Here is a 20,844-nt window from a genome sequence, read left to right as displayed (position 1 = left end):
TCGGAAATCAGGAATGCTCAAGGGGTTGCCGCATTCGGATGATTGTTTTCAAGCCGTCGCCCTGGCCTTCCAGCAGCCGCCGATAGGCCGCGGGGACGTCATCCAGGCCGATCTCGCGGTCGATCAGGCCGATCAGCGGCTCGCTCAGCTCACCCAGCATCCGGATGGCATCGGGAAGCTCGTCGGCGAAGGCGTGGCAGCCCAGCAACGCGATCTCCCGCTCGACCAGCATGTTGGGGTCGATGTCGAGCCGGCCGTGGAAGATGCCGACCATCGCAATGGTACCGCCCGGGCCGAGAACACCCAGCAACCGACTGAGCGCGGCGACGCTGCCTGTCGCCTCGACGGCCGCGAGCAAGGGGGTATTCGCAGTCGCTGAGGCGATGGCGTGCGGGTCTAGATCGACGATCGTGGCGCCGGTCACGCGCGCGACGCGAGCGCAGCGGCCTTGGTTGCGGTCGGCGATCAGCACGGTGCCCGCGAACGTCCGCGACAGCAGCAACGCGGCAAGGCCGCCAATGGTCCCGCAGCCGAGAACAAGCACCGAGGCCGCTGCTTTCGGCAGACGTCGCACCGCGTGCAGCGCAACGGCGAGCGGCTCGGCCATTGCCGCCACCCGTGCATCAAGCGCGGCATCGACGCTATGCAACAGTCGCGCGGGGAGCACGACCTGTTCGGCAAATCCGCCGTCGCATATTTCGCCGACGAAGCCTAGCGACGTGCAGAGATGGCGCCTGCCGGCACGGCATTGCGCGCACTCTCCGCACCAGAAGCGGGAATCGGCGACCACCCGGTCGCCAATGGCGATGGTGTCGACGCCCTCGCCGACGGCGACCACCGTGCCCGTCAATTCATGGCCGGCCGTCGAAGGCGAGCGGCTTATCCATTGGCCCGTGCGGAAATTGTGCAGGTCGGAACCGCAGATGCCCGCGGCGTCCACCTTGAGCTTCACCCAGCCCGCATCGGGGACGCCCGGGGCGGCGATATCCTCAACGCGCAAGTCGCCGGGTCCGTAAAGTCGCGCGGCCTTCATCGCCTTCGCTTCCGCTCAGACCGAGAGATAGCGGCTGCGGATTTCCGACACCGCGTTTTCATGCGAGCTGAAGCCTTCGTAGCGGGCGAGCCTGCGCGCGTGCTGGGCGAGTTCCGGATAGGCCGCCGACGTCACATAACCGACTGACGAGCGCTTGACGAAATCCGTGACCGACAGCGGCCCATAGGTGCGCGCCCACCGGCTGGTCGGCAACACGGCATTGGGCCCGAGGACAAAGTTGGCGAGCGTCACCGGCGTATGCGGACCCATGAGGATCTCGGCCGCTTCGGTGATGTATCCGAGATGCGCGAACGGTTCCTTCGACAGGATCTCGAGATGCTCCGGAGCGTAGTCGTTGATAAAGCGATAGCTGTCCTCCAGGGACGTGGTCAGCACGATGCCGCCGCGCTTTCCGGTCAGCACAGCGCGCGAGAATTCGACGCGCTGTTCGCTCATGCGGGACCAATGCTGCGGCAGCGCGGCAAGCGCGGCCTCGGCGACCTTGCGGCTGTGCGTCACCAGATAGGCCGAGGAATCCGGCCCGTGCTCGGCTTCGATCAAAAGGTCCAGCGCGGCAAGGCCGCCATCGACGCTGTCATCGGCAAAGATGATGGCTTCGGAAGGGCCGGCCGGAAGGCCGGTGTTGATGACCGAGGACAGCAGGCTCTTTGCCGCCACCACCCAGGGACTGCCCGGCCCGACGATCTTGACGGCGGGCTTCACCGTCTCGGTGCCGTAGGCGACAGCGGCGACCGCCTGGGCGCCACCGCATTTGTACACGGTCTCGACGCCGGCAAGGCGTGCGGCGACCAGGGTCGCGGCATCGACGGACCCATCGGAAGTCGGCGGCGTCACGATCGCGATCTGGGGCACGCCGGCAATCACAGCCGGAACCGAGGTCATCATCGTCACCGACGGGAACGCACCCTTGCCGCGCGGAACGTAAAGCGCCACGGAGGCGATCGGGGTGTATCTGTCACCCGCATAGGCGCCCGGCCGAATTTCCTTCAGCCACATCGTTTCCGGACGCTGCTCCTCGTGGAAATGCCTGATGTTCTCGATACCGAACCGGATGCTCTCCACGACATCCTTCTCGACCTTGTCGAATGCCGCGTCGACCTCCGCTTCCGAGACTTTGAGCCCGCCATCGGCCACATCGGCCTTGTCGAACTCGCGCGCGAACCGAAGCAGGGCGGCGTCACCTTCGGTCCTGACCGCCTCGATGATCGGACGGGCTTTTTCGACGAAGACCGAAAGATCGGCTTCGGCGCGCCTCAACAGGCTGGCCCGCTGGTCGGCATCGAGGGTCGACAGGTCGTGGAAGCTGATATCGGACATGGCTGCTCCTTCTCCTGGAACGCGGTGGCGGCTGGCGATGGCCGGTCACACGCCTGGAAGACCGTGAGACCGGCAACATGGGCAAGGACCGCAGGTAGTGCCAGCCTGCAAAAGTATATACATGTATGTATAATGGCTGCCAGCATTTTCTGGATCCTGCCAACGCGAGCATAGCTGATCGGAGGCCACTCAGATCGACGCGAGAAAGCCGCCATCGACCGGGATGGACTGACCGGTGATATAGGCCGAGGCATCGGAGGCGAGGAATACAGCGATCCCGTGCAGGTCCGACAGGTCGCCGAAGCGGTGCTGCGGGATCTTGGCGAGCATCGATTGCCGCCATGCCTCATTGCCGTAGAACACTTCCGTCATTGCCGTCCTGAAATAGCCGGGGGCGATGGCGTTGACCCTGATCCCCAGATCCGCCCACTCGGCCGCCAGAGCGCGCGTCATGCCGAGCAGACCCGACTTCGACGAGCCATAGGGCACAGCCGTCGGAATCCCGACTTCGGAGGTGAGCGAGCAAAGATTGATGATGACGCCCGGCCGGCCGGCGTCCTTCATGTGCTGCGCGGCAGCCTGGGCGCAGAAGAATGCGCCTTTGAGGTTCGTGTCGACGATCCTGTCCCAAAGCGCTTCGTCGACATCGAGCGAGGGGCGGACTTCCTCCATCCCGGCATTGTTGACGAGAATATCGAGACCGCCGAGCAGGCCGGCGGCCTCGGCCGTCGCCGCCCTGCAGCGGCCGACATCGGTGACGTCCAGGGCGATGGCATGCGCCACCCCGCCGGCGGCGCGGATGGCTGCCGTCGTCTCCGCAAGCGAGGCAAGGCTGCGTGCCGTGACGGCGACATCGGCGCCGGCCGCGCTCAGCGCCTCGGCAATGGAACGCCCGATGCCGCGGCTTGCGCCGGTGACAAGCGCTTTCCGGCCCGACAGGTCGAAGAGCGGAGCGTTGCGCATGCGATCCTCCTTGGCACGGCTGGTTGACGATCTCGCCTTGAGCCTAATGGATCGAACTTACCTATACAAGCATATACAAATCAGCTGGGTTGCGGTAGTGGTTGAGGGGCATGCGCGACAACCGGTCGATCTGGAACCAAGACCGCGAAGTCGCTCCGTCATTCATGGATTTGAGAGGCACGATCGATGCGCCGCTTGGTTGACCATGGAGCGATGAGCGCTGCCGGTTATGCCACGCCCTGGAGCGTAAGGCCCGGCCAGCGGGTGGAACTTGCCCTCTCCTGCAGCCGGCCGGTGGAAAGAGTGCGGATATGCCGGCTGGACACACAAGCCGCGGACCTTGTGGATTGGCCAATCGAGGCGACATCCGAGCCGGACGCCCATCGCAGCTTCGATCATGGATCGTACCTTCGCCTGCGCGCCGAGGAGCTTGCAAAAGCGCCTGCCGTCAAGGGCATCCGCTTTGAGCTGTTTCTCACCCGCAACACGGGGCCGCGCACGATCCTGGAAGCGGGCTCCTTTCTGCTGGGCCTTCGCGATGGGGCGATCGCCTTGGAAACGAGGAACGATCGTCTGTTGTCTGCGCCGGTTCCGCAAGGGGTTTGGCTGACAGTCGAGCTCGGCATGCATGAGGAGGAGCCGTTCTTCACGCTGAAATCTCACGACCTCCTCGCCCCTTACGAATTCAAGCGGCGCCTGCGCGACGCCGAATGGCATCCACAAGGGCGCGACATCCTCTTCGGCGCGAGCGGCTCTCGAAGCGAGCTGACTCTCAATGCGAGATTTGCAGCTATTCGGCTGGAGACTTCCCAAGGGCCAATCGCCTGGGATTTCCCGACCCTGCTGACGACGGGACCGATCCCGTCGTCAGGCGGACCGGTTCCGCTGGCGCTCGATGCGATCAATCAACCTACATTCTGCGTGACATCGGCGCGCTGGGACGGATCGAGCTTCGACCCCCGGCTCGTGCCTTCGCACTACGATGCCGTCCATTGCCATGACGATGACATGGGACCGCTCGATTGGCCCGCTTCCCACCGTGCCGCGGTGCCCGAGAATGCGAAGCCGGGCGTATACGCTTTCCAGGTGGAATGGGACGGCGGCTACGAGCGCATCGTGTTCTTCGTCACCTGCGCGCGTGCGTCGTCACCGCTGCTTTATCTGCTGCCGACCGCGACCTATCTCGCTTACGCGGACGAGTATCTCCCCGACCATCTCTATGAATGGAAGTGCGACGATCGCGGACACCGCTTTGCCATCGCAAACAGCCTCAAGTCGCTCTACGACTATCACTCCGATCTCAGCGGCGTGTCGATCTGCTCCTATCGCAAACCCAAGGTGACATTGCGGGACGACTACAACTACCCGCTATGCGGCTGCCCTCACAACCTGCCGGTCGATCTGCACTTCCTCAGATTCTGCAACGAGAACGGCATCGCGCTCGACATCGTCACCGATCACGAGCTGCATCGGCAGGGGATCGAAGCTCTCCGCGGGCATCGTGCCGTCGTGACCGGAAGCCATCCGGAATACATGTCGACCGAGATGGAAGGGGCACTGCGGCAATTTGCGGCCGAGGGCGGCAGCATCGCCTATCTCGGCGGAAACGGCTTTGCCGGAACGGTCGCCTTCAAGGACGACCTGATGGAACTGCGCCGCTCGCCCCTGGAACCTGGCCGCACATGGGACGGCCCGGTCAGCGAACAATATCTGTCGATAACCAACGAGCCTGGCGGCCACCTTCGCTCCCGGGGCCGGGGCGAGTTTTCACTGGTCGGCGGCGCGATTTCGCTGATGGGTTTCGAGGGCGCGCGTCCGTTCACGCGAACGTCCGAAAGCCACGCGCCGGAATGCGCATGGCTGTTTGAAGGCATCGAGGACGAAACCTTCGGTTCGGAAGGCATCGTATTGGGTGCCGCCGCGGGTTACGAGGTGGATGCGACGAACCCGGCCCTGGGCACGTCGGCAGACACCGTCGTGATCGCCCGCGCGACGGACTTTCCGGCCGGCTTCTTCCAGGATCCCTCGCGCTGGTACGCGGGCGGGGATGAAGAGCGCGCCGGGCGTCGCTGCGCCGAAATGACCTTACGAAATCTTGCTGCGGGTGGCCTGATCTTTTCGGCAAGTTCGGTCGCCTGGTGCGGCGCGCTGCCTGCCGGCAAAGCAATGAACGACGTGGGGAGGATCACCCTGAACCTGCTTAACCGTCTCTCGGCATTGCAAAGCAGGAGGCCAACTCCGACGCCGAGCGATCGCCCTCCGTCGTGACGCCATGGCCTTTTAGTTCCTCCGGGCCGGTGATGCGGGCGCATCGCCGGCGAAAGAGGAAACGGCGTTCGACCGAGAACGCACAAGCAGGTAGAAAGCGGCCAAGTGCGTGATCATCTGCAACGGCATGTAGATGACCGGGAATGCGTACATGGCGCCGAGTTCGCCAGCGACTTGAGGAAGGTCGACCCGGACCGCGTCGTAAAAGTCGACGGCGATGTCCGCCACCCCGACGAGATTGAAGGCGATGACGAGCAGCCAAAACAACGGTCGCACCCTGATCGTGAGCAGCGCCAGCAAGGCCAGCGCCCCGGTTGCGAAGTAGCCATAGGCTGCGAACGTGGCGAAGCCGTCAGGCAGATTGGGGCCAACCACGCCAGGAAGGAGGAAGGCAAGCCCGAAGAGGCGCAAGCTATGCAGGGCCGCGATGGCCCGTTGCGCATCGAAATGATCCATCGCCCTGAGCCTCGGCCAGATATATGCGCCGAAGCAAAGCAGCCATGGGACATAGCCCAGGATGAGATGGGTCAGGAACACGATTTGCGGCGACATGCGAGCTCCCCTCGTTGGGTTTCGTTCACGAGACCGCGGCCCGAACACCGCGGCATGCCAAGCCGGCGTTTCCTCGGCTATAGGCTGCGAAGAAAATCGATCATCGCCGAGTTCACCTCCGGCGCACGTTCCTGCTGGGTCCAATGGCCGCAACCCGGCAGGATGATCGCCGGCCGTATCTTGGGAACCAGCGCCGATTGCTTGGCGATGATTGGTCGAAACACGTCAAGGATGATATCGCGGTCGCCCGCGATGTAGAGCGCTGGAACGGCGACCTGGGCCTGGCCAAAGGCGGCCATGAGTTCCCAACTGCGGTCGATGTTGCGCCACCAGTTCAGGGCGCCGCGGAATCCGCTCCGCGCGAACATCTCGACATAAACGTCGATGTCGGATTCGCCGATCCAGGAAGGCAGGGACGCCGGATTGGTGAGGAAGTCCCCGTTCCGAGGAACCATCCCCGCGGCGAATCCCCCGGCGTTGGCCGATGGCGGGCTGTCGCCCGAAAGCGAGTAGAACATGGAGCGGAAGGTGCGACGAAGATCGCGACCGAGTGCCGCCTCGGCCTCCGGGCTCTGGAAGTAGAGCTGGTAAAACAGGGCATCCTCGGTTCGCGGCATCAGCGTCGTCGGCGGCCCGGCGTCGCCGAATCCCCGCGAGCGGTACGGCGGACTGAACGCGATCACGGCGCGGAAGCGGTCGGGGCGTAGAAGCGCCGTTTGCCAGGCGATCGCGGCGCCGATGTCGTGGCCTGCGATCACGGCTTGTTGCGCATCCAGAGCGTCGACGAGGCCCACCATGTCGCCGATGTCATGGAGGATCGTATATTTCTCGAGTTCCTCCGGACGATCGCTCCGCCCATAGCCGCGCAAGTCGGGCGCCACGGCGCGAAACCCGGCCTTCGCCAGCGCGCCAAGCTGATGGCGCCAGGAATACCAGCATTCGGGAAAGCCATGACAGAGGATGACGAGCGGACCTTCACCCTGTTCTGCTACATGCAAGCGGATCCCGTTCGTCTCGATCATGCGATGCGTCACCTCGGGTGTCGCCGAATCCACCCAGGACGCCGGCTCCGGGCCTCGGCCGCGTTCCGCGGCGGCGAGTCCGAGGGGCCCGGCGAAAGCGGCCCCGATGGTGAGCGCACCGGTCCAAAGGACGTCGCGTCGGGAAAATGTCGCGTCTGGCATGGTGTCGCTCTCCTGAACATCGCGTATCTGGGCCTCGATGGCGCCGCACTGCCGAATTGCGGCGTGCGTCCAGACTTGCCCGGCAGATCTAAGGCCGCTGCCCGCGATCGACTATTGGCGATAACGTCGATGGGCTATGAAGCGGAACTTCACAGTCAGGCGGCGTGATGAGGAGCCGGCTTTGCATCCGGCCCTGACGATCTGCCGGTCGAATTCGGCTCTGCGACCGCGATTTGGTGTCTGGACCGACTAAGCTGCTGGCCTGTTCGCAAAGCTATCTGCCAGCATATTGATGACAGCGAGGTGCGGGGCTGTTTTCGTATAGCTTCCAGCCGGGTTCGATCTTGCGACTGAGCAATTTACAGTGCCCTATTTGGTCGCTTCGAGCTTGTCGATCGCTGCGCCGAAGCCTTTCAGCGAAACCGGAATGGTCACCGGTTTGCGCGTCACCGATTCCATGCCGATGTTCAGGGTCGTCCCAGAACGCATCGCCTTGACCAGCTCGGGCGCCAGCGGCACCGCGGCATAGGCGCCGTTCTGGTCACTGGTCTGGATGGCCACGGTTGCCTTCTTGCCGCTGTCGATCTGGTACGAGGCGCCCGAAGGCAGGAACAGCCCGTGCGGCAGGGCAAGCAGCATGGCAAACCCGGCGGCGTTCTGCTGACCGCGCACGGTCACGGTCAGCACCCGCTGGCCGGTCTTGGCTTCGGTAAGATTCTGCGAGACCTGGCATTGCAGCTCCGTTCCGGTCGACCCTGAGGAGCAGTTGACCACCCAGGGATTGGCGTCGGCCGGCTTCGTCTCGGCGGGCTTGGCATCTTCAGCCATGGCAGGACCTGTCAGCAACAAAACCGCGCTGAGGCCGGCGGCCAAATATCCTGATCGCCTCTGTACATTAAAATTCACTAATATAGCTCCAATTCTCGCATTACAACTTCGGCGCCTGTAGCCGGCTTAGTGAGTCCGAGTCGTCGGAGAAAAAATCGGTGTTGCTCTACTACCACAGGACTCCAAATTCTATGTTAATACGGTACCTCAACCGTTAATTGCGGTGCAATACCATGCAATACAATAGTATCTGGTATTCCAGCGGAAGAGCATGGCGGCGGCCGGGACGGGTATATGCGTTCGCGCAAAGGGCTGACTGAACGTCGGGGGGAGACTGCAGGGCGCCACAAGCAGCACGGCGGAGCGTTGGCTGCATCCCGTCGGTCGGGTATTTTGCTGCGCAGCTCCGCGCTGACGACCGTCGCCCTCGCCCTGTCGGGCCTTGCCGCGCATGCCCAGGATGCCAGCCTGTGGCAACCGCAGATCCGCGCCATCATCGGCGCCGACAGCAACAGCGGCTACTCCGCGCTCGAAGGCTTCCTTCCGGTCAAGCAGAACCTCGAATCCGTCCTGTTCCTGGATGTCCGCTCGAAATATGATTTCGACGATGGTTTCGGCCAGGACGTAGGCCTTGGCATTCGCCGCATCGTCAATCCCGATCTGATGATCGGCGGCTACGCCTATCTCAACATCCAGAACGACAACAGCCACCAGTTCGTCGCCACCACGCTCGGGCTCGAGGCGATCACCTCGAAATACGACGCGCATGTCAATGTCTATCTGCCGATCAGCAAGGACCGCGGCTCGAACGGCATCGATTCGACGCTGTCTCTGGTCGGCAACCAGCTGCTGGAAGAAATCTCGGCCATAGACCGCCGCACCTATGCCGCCTGGGGCATCGAGGGAGAGGTCGGCGTCCAGGCGCCGATCGACCTGCCGGAAAACCAGTCGCTGCGCTTCGATATCGGCGCCTATCATTTCGCCGATCCGGACGGCGACGACCACTCGATCACCGGCGCCAAGGCGGGCATCGAATACACGATCGGCGATGTCATCGGCACCGGCACGTCGCTGACCTTCGCCGGTGAGGTGCGCAACGACAATCGCGACAATACCCAGTTCGCCGGCAGCATCCGGCTGACGGTGCCTTTCAACGTGCCCGGCAAGAGCGCTTCCGCCGATGATTCGGCGGACCTCGTCTCCACGGTCAGCCCGGGCCTGCGCAAGCGGCTCAACGAGCGCGTGCGCGGCGACATCGGCGTCAGGTTGGAGAACCAGGACAAGGTCGCCGGCACGACGACGCGCGTGGCGATCAACGCCGCCACCAACGCCGCCTTCGGCAAATTCTTCTTCGCCAACGGCGATAACGATTCCCTCGGCCTTGGCACGATCGGCGACCCGACGACGCTCGACAACGCGGTTGCGGGCGCCGGGGCGAATGGCATCGTCGTAGCCCTAGGCGGCAAAGGCAACATCACCACCGCCGGCGTAACGCTTGCCGATGGCCAGATCGTCATCGGCGGTGGCGGCAGCGTCCAGGCCAAACTCGCCAATGGCAGCGTCGGCACTTACAATTTCGGCGGCAGCAACGGCACGATCCAGGGCACCAACGCCGCCAACCCGGTCATCTCGCTTGCCAACAACAACACGCTGAGCGGCATCACCATCACCGGCGGGGGCGACGGCATCTTCGGCAACAACGTCACCGGCACGAAGCTGACTGACGTCACGGTCGACGGCGCCGGCGGCAACGGTGCCGACTTCACCGGCACGTCGACCGGCGTCAATGCCTCGAACTTCACGTCGCGGAACAACGGCCTCGACGGCCTGCATATCGAAGGCGACGGCACCTATAATTTCACCGGCACGACGCTGCTTCAGAACAATGGCGACGACGGCCTCGATGTCACGGGGCATGGCACCTACACCTTCGCCACCGTCAATGCGTTGGACAACACCGATCGCGGCATAACCGTGCAAGGCACGTCGAGCGGCGGCAGCTTCACCACCACCGGCGGCACCATTTCGGGCAATGGCGGCACCGCCGTCTTCATCGACCCGATCACTGCCCATGTCGTGCTGGATTCCATCACCCAGGACGGCGGCACGTCCGGCGTCGTGCTCTACAACCTGTCGGGCAGCTTCACGGTCAATGGCGCCACGACCATCTCGAACACGGCCTCGGCGGGCATCGTGATCGCCGATTCGCCGGCGACGATCCGCTTCGGCGACATCGACATCACCAATGTCCACGACGACGCCATAAGGTTCAATGGTGTCAATGCCGCGGTGGTCGCCGGCAACATCGTAATTTCCGGACTCGGCATCGGCACCGGCATCGACTTCTCCTACAGCCAGACCAATTTCACCGCGCAGTCGCTCAAGCTCACCGGCACCAACGCCGCCAACACCATCGGCATCGACCTCGCCGGCACGACCGGTGGAACGATCACCTTCACCAATGGCGGCAGCATCTCGGGCGTCGACACCGGCGTGCGCCTCGGCATTTCCGGCTCGCTGGCCAATTCGGCCAACGCCAACTTCACTTTCGGCGGCGGCTCGATCGCGGGACAAGCCGCCTCGCTCGACGCGCGCGGCCTGAACCAGACGCTCGGCACCTATGCCTTCGGCACGACAACCTTCAGCGGCGGTCAGCTCTTCGACCAACAGCATCTGTTCTTCGTCGGCGCGAACGGCTCCGGCGACGGCTCTTCGATTTCGAACCTGGCATCCATCACCGATGCCGACAACAACCATGACGGCCGGGCCATCTTCGTGCTGGTCAATGACGCCGCCAACACGCCGATCAACGCCGCTGGCGGCTTCACGCTCGATGCCGGCCAGACGATGGCCTCCTTCGGCAACGGCCGCACCTTCTCGCTCGGCGGCGTCCCGGTCAACGTCACCGGCGACAATGTCCAGCACGACCAGGTCGTCTCTGACGCGAACGGCGCGGCGACGCTGACCAATACGGGCGCCGGCGATGCCGTTACGGTCGCCAGCAACACTTCGCTGCTCGATTTCAACATCGCCGGCGTCGCCAATGGCAACGGCATCCACGGCACCAATGTCACCGGCGTCACGCTGGCGGGCATGTCGGTCAGCGGCGCGAGTTTGGCAGGCGTGCGATTTGACGGCACGAGCGGCATCAGCGCCTCCAATATCGGCTCGACAGGCAACACCGGCGCCGGCCTGGCGCTGGCCAATGGCAATTTCACCTTCACCGGCACGACAACGGTTGCGAACAATGGCGGCACCGGCCTGTCAATTGTCGGCACCGGCGCCTACGCGTTCGATACGGTCAATGCGCAGAACAATCGCATCGGGGTCGATGTTGTCTCGAGCCCTGGAACGAGCACGCTTTCCATCGCCGGCGGGACGGTGTCCGGCAACACGATCAACGGCCTGCGGGCGGCCAATATCGGGCTTGATGTCACGCTGTCCAGCCTCAGCCACACCGGCACCGACCCGGGCTCGACCGGTCTCAGCCTTGGGGCGGTGACAGGCAGCTTCAACGTCACCGGCACGACGACCATCTCCAATGTTGCGAGCGGCATTGTGGTGGGCGGCAGCTCTGCCACGGTCGGCTTCGGCGGCAAGGTCACCGTCAACAATGCGACCACCCAGGCGATCGGGCTCATTGGCAACTCGGGCGCCGTCACCTTCGGCGATGTCGCGATAGACAATCCAAGCCAAAACGGCATCAACGTCATCGGCGCGAACGGCACCATCGCCTTCGGCAATATCGACATCACCAACCTGCAGACCGGCAAGACCGGCCTCAGCATGTCCGGCACATCCACCTTCACCGCTGCGACGCTCGACATTTCCGGTGGCGGTACCTCGACGGGCATCGACCTCTCCGGCACCACCGGCGGCTCTGTCACCATCGGCAGCGGCGTCATCTCGGCCGGCACCGGCGTGCAGATGGGCACGAATGGCGCGGCCGGCGTCTCCGCCAACACCGCCTTCTCCTTCGGCACCGCTGGTGGCGCCTCGATCACCGGCACGGTCGCCTCGCTCGACATGCGCGGCCTGATGGCAGGCGGCGGCAGCTACGCCTTGAACGATACGGCGCTCATCGGGCCGCAGTTGTTCGACACCGCCAACATCGTCTTCGTCGGCGACGGCAACACCGGCGCCGGCAACGGTTCGAGCGTCAACGACCTGATCAGCGCCGCCATGGCGGACGATCTCGGGGCGCCGTCCAACACCATCTTCGTCCTGGTCAACAACGGCTCCGTCATCAACACCGATGCCGACGGCTTCACGCTCGCCGCCGGCCAGTCGCTCGTCTCCTTCGCCAATGGCGCAACGGTGGATCTCGGCGCGCCCCCGGCCAACGTCACCGGCACCAATGTCGTCAGCGGTGCAACACAGGCCGATCCGTTCGGCAATGGCGGCGCCACGCTCATCAATTCGGGCGGCAGCGCCATCGACCTTGCCAACGGCAACCTCGTCCAGAACCTCAGCGTCAGCAACGCCGGCTCCGGCTCGGCGATCGACGGCGCGGGCATCAGCAGCCTGACGGTCAACGGCGTCACCGTCACCAGCGCCGTCACCGCTTTCGACCTGACCGGCGCCTCGGGCGCCATCGGCGTCACCAATCTGATCGTCCAGTCCGCGCAGACCGGCATCAAGCTGAACAGCTCAGGCGCCACGACCTCCTTCACCAACACCACGATCAGCGGCATTGCCGGCACGGCGCTCGCGATCAGCGCCTACAGCGGCACCGCCACCTTCAACAATTTCGACATCACCGGGGCGGCCACCGGTATCAACATCGGCGGCGGCACCGCCGGCACGCTGACCTTCGACAATCTGAGCTCAATCGCCGGCACGGCGGGCGACGCCTTCGTCGTCTCCGCGTCGACGCCGAACGTCACCTACAACGGCACCATCAACAAGACAGGCTCCGGAAGGGCCGTCACGATCAGCGGCTTGACAAGCGGCTCGGTCACTTTCGCCGGCAAGATCACCGCCAACGTCACTGGTTCGGGCAATGCCATCGATCTGGGCGGCAATGCCGGCGGCACGATCAACTTTACTGGCGGTCTCGACCTCACCACCGATGGCAGCTTTGCCTTCAGCGCCGTCAACGGCGGCACGCTCAACGTCACCGGCACCAACACAATCGCGACGGGCGGCGGCGTGACCGAGAAGGGCATCCAGCTCGGCGGCGCGAGCGGACTCGTCATCGGCAGCAGCGGCGTCACCTTCGACAGCGTCAAGGTGGACGGCTCAGGGGCTACCGATGTCAGCGGCATCGTCATTTCGAACACCAGCGGCGGCAATGTCAGCTTCGGCGCCGTCGATATCAGCCGCGCCAGCACCGATGCCATCCGCCTCACCAACGTCGCCAGCGGCACCTACACCTTCAACGGCACGACGACGGTGGCGACCGCCGGCGGTGCGGTCCCCGGATTCGCGGTGCAGAACAGCGGCGCCACCGTCAGCGTCGACAACCTGGTCACGACCGGCGTCAACGGCGACGACGTCAACCTGACTGGCAACACCGGCACCATCTCGATCGGCGGCACCATCACCAATTCCAGCACCGGCAACGGTGTCGTGGTATCCGGCGGCAGCGCGGCGATCACCGTTTCGGCCAACGTCTCCAGCTCGGCAGGCGCGCCGGGCACGGCGGTCAAGATCGATGGCACCACCGGCGGCTCGGTCGCGTTCACGGGCAGCGTCACCTCGACCGGAACCGGCAATCTCTTCGACATCGGCTCGACGACGGCGCCAACCGGCGGTGCGATCAGCTTCAGCGGTTCGACGCTGAGCGCGACGGGCGGCGGCGGAGCGGTGATCGGCGGTCTTGGCGGAACCGCGACGTTCCACGCCATGACGGCGTTGTCGATCACCAACGCGACCGGTAACGGTCTTTCGGTCTCGAACGTCGCAAGCGGCGCCATTGCAGGCTTCGGCAATGTCACGGCCTCGGGTGCCGGCGGCAACGGCATCGAGATCGGCTCAAATGCCGGCCTGGTGACGTTCTCCGGCACCACCACGGTGGCGATGGGCTCGGCCGCCAACACGGCCGGCATCGATTTCAGCGGCACCAATGCCAACGTCCTGCTCGGCACCACGACCATCAGCAATGTCGGCGCCAACCAGACCGGCATCGACTTCAGCGGCTCGTCCACTGCCGCCGGTTTCGGCGTTACCTCCATCACGGGCACCGGCGACCTCACCTCGCGCGGCATCGATCTGTCCTCGACGACCGGCAACAAGGTCATCACCTTCTTGCAAGGATCCTCGATCGCCGATGTCGGCATCGGCGTCGATCTGTCGTCCGGCCAGACCACGGCGACCTCGGCCGACGCCACCTTCACCTTCGGTGACGGCGACTCGACCGACGGGCTGGAATCCTCGATCTCCGTGGCCACCAACGGCTACACCGTCAACACGGTCGGCCTCGATCCGACGCTCGGCGACTATGATTTCGACGACGTGTTCTTCACCGGCAACGCCAACCTCGGGTCGGCGGCGGGCGCGGTCACGCTGGTTTCGCAGTCAGGCGGCTTTATCAGCGCCGGCACGACCGGCAACCTCAGCATGGGCGTCAGCACCATTTCGCTTGCCGCCGCCGATGCGCTGACCGGCACCCAGAACTTCGCCTTCGTCGGTCCGATCGATCTCGGCGCCAGCGCCTTCACGCTCGATTCGGGCCAGACGATCACCGGCTTCGGCAACGGCAACGTCGTCTCGATCGGCACCATCCAGCCGGTGAACGTGCATGGCAGCCTAGGCGCCACCGGCGGCAACATCACCGGCGACGAGACCGTGGTCACCGGCACCGGCGACTTCATGCATTTGCTTGGCGATAACGCGGTCCGCCACACGACCTTCGATTTCAGCGGCGCCAGCGGCTCAGCTTTCCTCATCGACCAGAGCGCGTCGGGCTTCAGCAACGCCAGCGGCATCACCATCGAAGGCGTCACGATCAGCAATGTGGCGGCCGGCCAGACCGCCATCAAGGTCGTGGGGTTGACCGGAAATCTCTCGGTCATCAACAACGACATCGGCGTTGCCGGCACGCTGCTCGACGTGAACGGCGGCTCCGGCGCTATCCAGGTTTCGCGCGGCATCCTGCCGAACAGCGCGACGTCCGGCACGCTGATCGGTGGCGGCATCAACATCGCCAACCGCACCGGCGGGGCGGTGACCTTCACCGACCAGGTGACGATCGCCGGCGGCAATGGCGTGTCGATCTCGGGCGGCACCGCCGGCGGCGCGGTCAATTTCAACGGCGGCCTCGACATCGCCACCTCGGCCGGTCTCGATTTCTCGGGCCTGAACGTGCTCACGGTCGCCGCTGCCGGCTCGACCACGATCAACGCGACGGGCCAGACGGCGCTGTCGCTACAGGGCGCAATCGGCGCCGGCGGCGTCCATTTCGACAGCATCACCTCCACCAACGCTGCCGGGCAGGGCGTGTTGATCAGCGGCGCCAGCGGCGGCAGTGTCGATCTCGACGCGGTCAACGTCACCGCGTCCGGCGGCGCCGGCATCGAAGTTCTCAATTCGAACGGCACTTACACCTTCGGCAACACCACGATCGACAATTCGGCATCGGCCGGCCGCGGCGTGAACATCGAGAACGCCGCCAGCACCACCACCGTCACCTTCGACGGCGCGCTGGGCATCACCACGTCCACGGGCACTGGCTTGCGCGTCTCCAGCAGCGCTGCGCCAGCCGCCACCATTGTCAACGTGACAGGCGCCGGCACGCGCAGCGTCAGCACCTCGAACGGAACCGCCGTCGACATCGCTTCGGCCACCCTCAATGGCGGCTTCACCTCGGTCAGCGCCAGCTTCTCGGGTACGGCCAACGGCATCAACCTGCAGCAGGTGACCGGCTCGCTCGACCTGGGCACCGGCACGCTGACCAACACCGGCTCGGGCGCTGCCTTCAACATCGGCTCGGTCACCGACCAGAGCGGCGGCAACGCCACGGTCTCCTACGCCGGCGCCATCGCCAGCAACGGCAGCGGCGCGGCGGTCTCGATCCAGGAGCTGACCGGCGGTTCGGTGACGCTTTCGGGCAATCTGACCGATGGTTTCGCCGCGGGCGGCGGCCATATTGCCATTTTCGGCATCAACAACGGCACCGCGGCGATCGTCACCTTCTCCGGCGCCAGCAAGCAGATCAGGTCCGGCACCAACACAGCTGTCTCCCTGGCCGGCCTTAGCAACGGCACCGTCAATTTCACCAATGGCGGCCTGGCCATCACGACGACCTCCGGTAACGGCTTCAGGGCCTTCACGGGCGGAACGGTCAATGTGGCCGGAAGCGGCAATACCATCACGACGACGTCGGCCGGCAGAGGCATCGATCTCAGCAACGTCACCGTCGGCAGTCTCGGCTTGAATTTCTCGACTGTGTCGGCGAATGGGCCCGTGGCCGGCATCTCCCTGGCTAGCGTCGGCTCGTCCGGCGGCGGTGCCATTGCCATCGGCACGGCCAATTTGCAGAACGTCACCACGCGCGGCGTCGATGTCACCGGCACGCTCGGCGCGGCGCTTTCCTTCAACGATCTCGACATCAGCCTGAGCAACAACAACGCCGTTGGCTTCAGCCTCAACGGCGCGACGATCAATGCCGCCATCACGGCCAACGATTTCGACGTCACCAACGCCACCGGCGCCGGCACTTCCATCGGCGTGGATCTGCGTGGCGCCACCGGCGGCCAGACGGTGCGTCTCGGCGACGTCAGTGCGGCCGGAAACAGCTCTAGCATTACCGGCGTCAACACCGGCGTCTTCCTCAACTCGACGACCAACCTCAACTTCACCTATGGCGACGGCGAGTCGGCGACCGACCAGTCGTCGACCATCAGCGCCAATGTCGGCATCGACTCGTCCAGCGCGCCGGTTGCCGGCAATTACAATTTCCAGGACGTGAACTTCCAGGCCAGCCCCGGCCTCGGCTTTGGCATCGGCAGGATCTACTTTGTCGGCGCCAGCGCCACCGGCGACGGCAGCGGCAAGGACCAGAGCAATCTGGCGACGCTTTCGACAGCCGAGGCGGCGGCGGTTACCAATGACGTCATCGTCCTTGTCAACGACGGCGGCACCATCACCGCCGCCAGCACCAATGCCGACAACACGCTGAACCTTGCCGCGGGCGAACAGCTGCGCGGCTTCGCCAACGGCAACATCGACCTGGCGCTGACGGTGCCGTCGACCATCCAACTCGCCAGCAACAACATCTCGATCATCGACCAGACGCCCAATGGCGCAGCGACGCTGACCACCAGCGCCGGCAACAATACGATCACGCTTGGGGCCAGCGGCAACATCATCGACGGCTTCATCCTCGATGGCGGCGGACGCGGCATCAAGGACAATGGCGCGGGCGCCTCCGGCACCACGATCAGCCATATGACGATCCGAAACTTCACCATAGCCGGCATCGAGATCACGCCGTCCACCAGCACCACGATCGACAATGTGGCGTTCTCCGGCAATGCGACGGACGTCGTCCTCAACGCGCTGAACTCCACCATCACCAACGTCACCAGCACCGGCGCTACCGGCATTGCCTTCGACCTGCGCAACACCACCGGCACGACGACGCTGACCAACCTCAACATCACCACGGCAGCGACCGGCACCGGCATAGCCTTCGGCGGCGCCTCCGGTCCGGGTGGCACGATCAACGGCACCAACGTCGACATATCGGGCGGCAGTGGGATCACGGTCACGGGCGGCAGCGCGGCGATCGTCTTCGACAACGCCAGCTCCATTGCTGCCGGGGGCTCGGGCACAGCGGCAAGCATCACCAACCGTGCCGGCGGCAGCTTCACCTTTGCGGGCGCGGTCACGGCAAACGGAGGGGCGAGCGGCATCGTCATCTCCGGCGCGACGGCGGCGAGCAATGTCAGCTTCAACGGCACGGTCGATCTCGGCACCGGCACGCCGATGACCGGCACCGCGGTGTCGATCAACAACAACGGCCAGTCCTCGACGATCAACTTCGCCAACATCGACATCGCCAGCAGCGGCACGACCGGCTTCAGCGCCGCCAATGGCGGCACAGTCAATGTCGCCACCGGCACGGTCAGCTCCACCGGCGCGCAGGCAATCAACCTCAATGGCGTCGCCACCACGACGGGCATCAATTTTACCTCGACGACATCGACCGGCGGCTCCAACAATGTTTCGCTCACCAACGTCACCGGCGCCGGCGCGGTCAATCTTGGCGCGGGCACGCTGAGCGGCGCCTCGGGCACGGCGTTCCTGGTCTCGGGCGGCTCGAACACCATCAGCTACAGCGGCACCATAGCCAAGACGAGCGCCGGCAACGTCGTCAGCATATCGTCTCACACCGGTGGCACGGCGACCTTCGGCGGAACCATTTCGGCGACAGTTTCGAGCGGCGGCATAGCGCTCAGCAACAACACCGGCGCAACCATCAATTTCACCAACACGCTGACCATCAACACCTCGAGCAGCAACGCCACCGGCTTCACCGCGACGGGTGGCGGCACGATCAGCGCGACCGGCTTGGGCAGCACGATCAATTCGGGCCAGGCAACGGCGCTCAACGTTGCCAATACCACGATCGGATCCGGCAATCTGATCTTCCAGAGCATCAGCTCGAATGGCGGCTCGGCCAACGGCATCATTCTCGACACGACCGGCTCCAGCGGCGGCCTGCACGTGACCGGCACCGGCTCGGCCGGATCGGGCGGCACGATCGCCAACAAGACCGGCGCCGACGGCAGCACGACGCAGGGCACCGGCATTTATCTGAACAACACATCCGGCGCCCAGTTCGCCTGGATGCAGATGAACGACTTCCAGAACTACGGCATCCTGGGCAATAACGTGACCGGCTTCTCGCTCGATCACGTCGTCATCAACGGCAGCAACGGCACGAACGTCAGCGGCGTCGGCGAGGGCGATGTCTATTTCACCGGCCTCAAGGGCTCCGCCACGGTTTCGAACTCGACCTTCACCGGCGCGGCGCTGGACGCTTTCCACGTCTTCAACAACAATGGCGAAACCCTCAACCGCATCACCATCACCGGCTCGACCTTCGCGACCGACGCCGCCGCGGGAAATCAATCAGGCGACGCGCTGGTCTTCCAGGCGACGAACGGCGTCTTCAACGCGACGGTCCAGAGCTCGACCTTCACCTCCGCGCGCGGCGACCTGTTCCAGCTCGATCTGCACGGCAACGTCCAGTCGGATCTGGTGTTTGGCGGCGCGACGGCCGGGCTCGGCAACACGCTGTCGAACAACAACCAGAACATCGTTTCCGGCGGCGGCGGCGTCACGATCAGCTCCGGCGGCACCGGCGACGCGGCGAACCTGACCTTCAACATCGCCCACAACACGATGCGCGATGCGCTGGGTGCCGCTCTGGGCATAAGCACCGGCTCAGGCGCCGGCTCGTTCAACGGCACGATCGATTCGAACACGATCGGCGTCGCCGGCGTGGCGAACAGCGGTTCGGCACAAGGCAGCGGTATCGGCTTCGTTACCGATGGCGGCGCCAATTCTAGCGTGACAATCACCAACAACGCCGTCTTCCAGTATGGTGGTGCCTCAGCCGGAATTATGGTGCAGACGGGAGACCACGTCGACGGAGGCAACGCGCAACTCACAGCAGTGATTCAGGGCAACACCGTCAGTAATCCAGCCACTGCTTTTGGACAGAATGGCATCTTGGTCGTTGCCGGCACGATTAGCGGCGATGCTCAGACACTTGCTCTCACGCTAGGCGGGCCTGGAGCATTAGCCAACAATGTTGCCGGCTCCAATGGCGGCGGCGGAGCGACGGACATCCGTGTTCGTCAGCGCTTCGACACGACGATCGGGCTGCATGCAGGGGCAGGCAACAACTATAGTGGTGGGCCGACGGACACGGCGGCGGTCATAAGTTTTATCCAGTCGTTCAATACAGGAACTGTGAGCGTCGGCACCGGGACTTCCGGTGGGTATTTCTCTGCACCTTAATCCGCAAACGTAGGGCGGACTGGACTACGGCCGATTTGCAACCCGATGAACGCAATAGCGATGTTATGCATCTTTCGGAGAAGATGTATTAATCGACAGTAAAATAGTATTCAAAATTATTTTTTTGTTTATTATTTCTGTTGTACTTCAAAGTTTAGTGTGCGCATAATCGGGACGGCAGCGAAGGGGTGTTTGAATGTCAGAACCGTTTCTGTCCGAAATCCGCATCATGTCGTTCGGCTTCGCGCCCAAAGGGTGGGCACTCTGCAACGGGCAGCTTTTGCCCATCAATCAGAATCAGGCGCTTTTCTCGCTGCTCGGCACCACTTTCGGTGGCGACGGCAGGGTGAATTTCGCGCTGCCTGATTACCGGGGACGGATACCGAACCACGTTGGAGACGGACACACACTCGGCGAGCGCGGCGGCGAGCAGTCCCACACGCTGTCCATTGGAGAGTTGCCGACCCATGCCCACCAGGCGCAAGCGACGAACAGCAACGGCAGCGTGCCGACCAGTTCCGGCAGTTTTCTCGGCGCGTTCAACAACGGTTACAGGCAGCCGGACAACCTCACGTCGTTGCACCCGGCCAGCATTGCCAATATCGGCGGATCACAGGCGCATCTGAACATGCAGCCTTTCCTGACGCTGACCTTCTGCATTGCCCTGCAGGGCATCTTCCCGTCGCCGACCTGAGGAACGCGATC

Annotated in this window: 9 protein-coding genes; 3 read left to right on the top strand and 6 right to left on the bottom strand. The window is 64.2% G+C overall.

Annotated features, from left to right (window positions below; translation table 11 throughout):
* Window positions 1–7 precede the first annotated feature (7 nt).
* The 3 genes from FJ980_RS09845 to FJ980_RS09835 all read right to left on the bottom strand — a co-directional run bounded on the left by FJ980_RS09845 (window position 8) and on the right by FJ980_RS09835 (window position 3,334).
* Window positions 8–1,033: an alcohol dehydrogenase catalytic domain-containing protein gene (locus tag FJ980_RS09845; RefSeq protein WP_140542708.1), complete on the bottom strand. Its 1,026-nt coding sequence runs from the start codon at window positions 1,031–1,033 to the stop codon at window positions 8–10.
* A gap of 15 nt (window positions 1,034–1,048) precedes the next feature.
* The gene (gene hisD, locus FJ980_RS09840) at window positions 1,049–2,371 is read right to left on the bottom strand and encodes a histidinol dehydrogenase (RefSeq protein ID WP_140542707.1); all 1,323 of its coding nucleotides are present in this window, start codon (window positions 2,369–2,371) and stop codon (window positions 1,049–1,051) included.
* A gap of 189 nt (window positions 2,372–2,560) precedes the next feature.
* Window positions 2,561–3,334, bottom strand: a complete 774-nt coding sequence (locus tag FJ980_RS09835) for a glucose 1-dehydrogenase (RefSeq protein ID WP_140542706.1) — start codon at window positions 3,332–3,334, stop codon at window positions 2,561–2,563.
* A gap of 186 nt (window positions 3,335–3,520) precedes the next feature.
* Between FJ980_RS09835 and FJ980_RS09830 the strand changes: the two genes are divergently transcribed.
* Complete coding sequence (locus FJ980_RS09830; protein WP_140542705.1) at window positions 3,521–5,602, top strand: N,N-dimethylformamidase beta subunit family domain-containing protein; 2,082 nt, start codon at window positions 3,521–3,523, stop codon at window positions 5,600–5,602.
* A gap of 12 nt (window positions 5,603–5,614) precedes the next feature.
* Here the strand turns inward: FJ980_RS09830 and FJ980_RS09825 are convergent, their stop codons facing one another.
* From FJ980_RS09825 to FJ980_RS09815, 3 genes are all read right to left on the bottom strand, one after another.
* A complete protein-coding gene (locus FJ980_RS09825; protein ID WP_140542704.1) occupies window positions 5,615–6,154 on the bottom strand; it encodes a hypothetical protein in 540 nt (179 codons plus the stop codon).
* A 77-nt stretch (window positions 6,155–6,231) separates the two neighbouring features.
* Window positions 6,232–7,338: an alpha/beta hydrolase gene (locus FJ980_RS09820; protein WP_246676373.1), complete on the bottom strand. Its 1,107-nt coding sequence runs from the start codon at window positions 7,336–7,338 to the stop codon at window positions 6,232–6,234.
* Window positions 7,339–7,707: 369 nt separating this feature from the next.
* On the bottom strand, window positions 7,708–8,166 hold the full coding sequence (locus FJ980_RS09815) for an invasion associated locus B family protein (RefSeq protein WP_140542703.1): 459 nt from the start codon (window positions 8,164–8,166) through the stop codon (window positions 7,708–7,710).
* Between the two features lie 393 nt (window positions 8,167–8,559).
* Between FJ980_RS09815 and FJ980_RS09810 the strand changes: the two genes are divergently transcribed.
* Window positions 8,560–20,139 (top strand): S-layer family protein, encoded by an 11,580-nt coding sequence (locus tag FJ980_RS09810; RefSeq protein WP_140542702.1) that lies wholly within the window; start codon window positions 8,560–8,562, stop codon window positions 20,137–20,139.
* A 196-nt stretch (window positions 20,140–20,335) separates the two neighbouring features.
* Window positions 20,336–20,833 (top strand): tail fiber protein, encoded by a 498-nt coding sequence (locus tag FJ980_RS09805; protein ID WP_140542701.1) that lies wholly within the window; start codon window positions 20,336–20,338, stop codon window positions 20,831–20,833.
* Window positions 20,834–20,844: the final 11 nt, after the last annotated feature.

The organism is Mesorhizobium sp. B1-1-5, assembly GCF_006443065.1.
Taxonomy (GTDB): domain Bacteria; phylum Pseudomonadota; class Alphaproteobacteria; order Rhizobiales; family Rhizobiaceae; genus Mesorhizobium.
This window is presented reverse-complemented; position numbering and strand designations above follow the sequence as displayed.

Bases quoted from the DNA above. Each gene is read 5' to 3' on its own strand.
- FJ980_RS09845 (WP_140542708.1), bottom strand. From the start codon at position 1,033: ATGAAGGCCGCGCGACTTTACGGACCCGGCGACTTGCGCGTTGAGGAT.
- hisD (WP_140542707.1), bottom strand. From the start codon at position 2,371: ATGTCCGATATCAGCTTCCACGACCTGTCGACCCTCGATGCCGACCAG.
- FJ980_RS09835 (WP_140542706.1), bottom strand. From the start codon at position 3,334: ATGCGCAACGCTCCGCTCTTCGACCTGTCGGGCCGGAAAGCGCTTGTC.
- FJ980_RS09830 (WP_140542705.1), top strand. From the start codon at position 3,521: ATGCGCCGCTTGGTTGACCATGGAGCGATGAGCGCTGCCGGTTATGCC.
- FJ980_RS09825 (WP_140542704.1), bottom strand. From the start codon at position 6,154: ATGTCGCCGCAAATCGTGTTCCTGACCCATCTCATCCTGGGCTATGTC.
- FJ980_RS09820 (WP_246676373.1), bottom strand. From the start codon at position 7,338: ATGCCAGACGCGACATTTTCCCGACGCGACGTCCTTTGGACCGGTGCG.
- FJ980_RS09815 (WP_140542703.1), bottom strand. From the start codon at position 8,166: ATGGCTGAAGATGCCAAGCCCGCCGAGACGAAGCCGGCCGACGCCAAT.
- FJ980_RS09805 (WP_140542701.1), top strand. From the start codon at position 20,336: ATGTCAGAACCGTTTCTGTCCGAAATCCGCATCATGTCGTTCGGCTTC.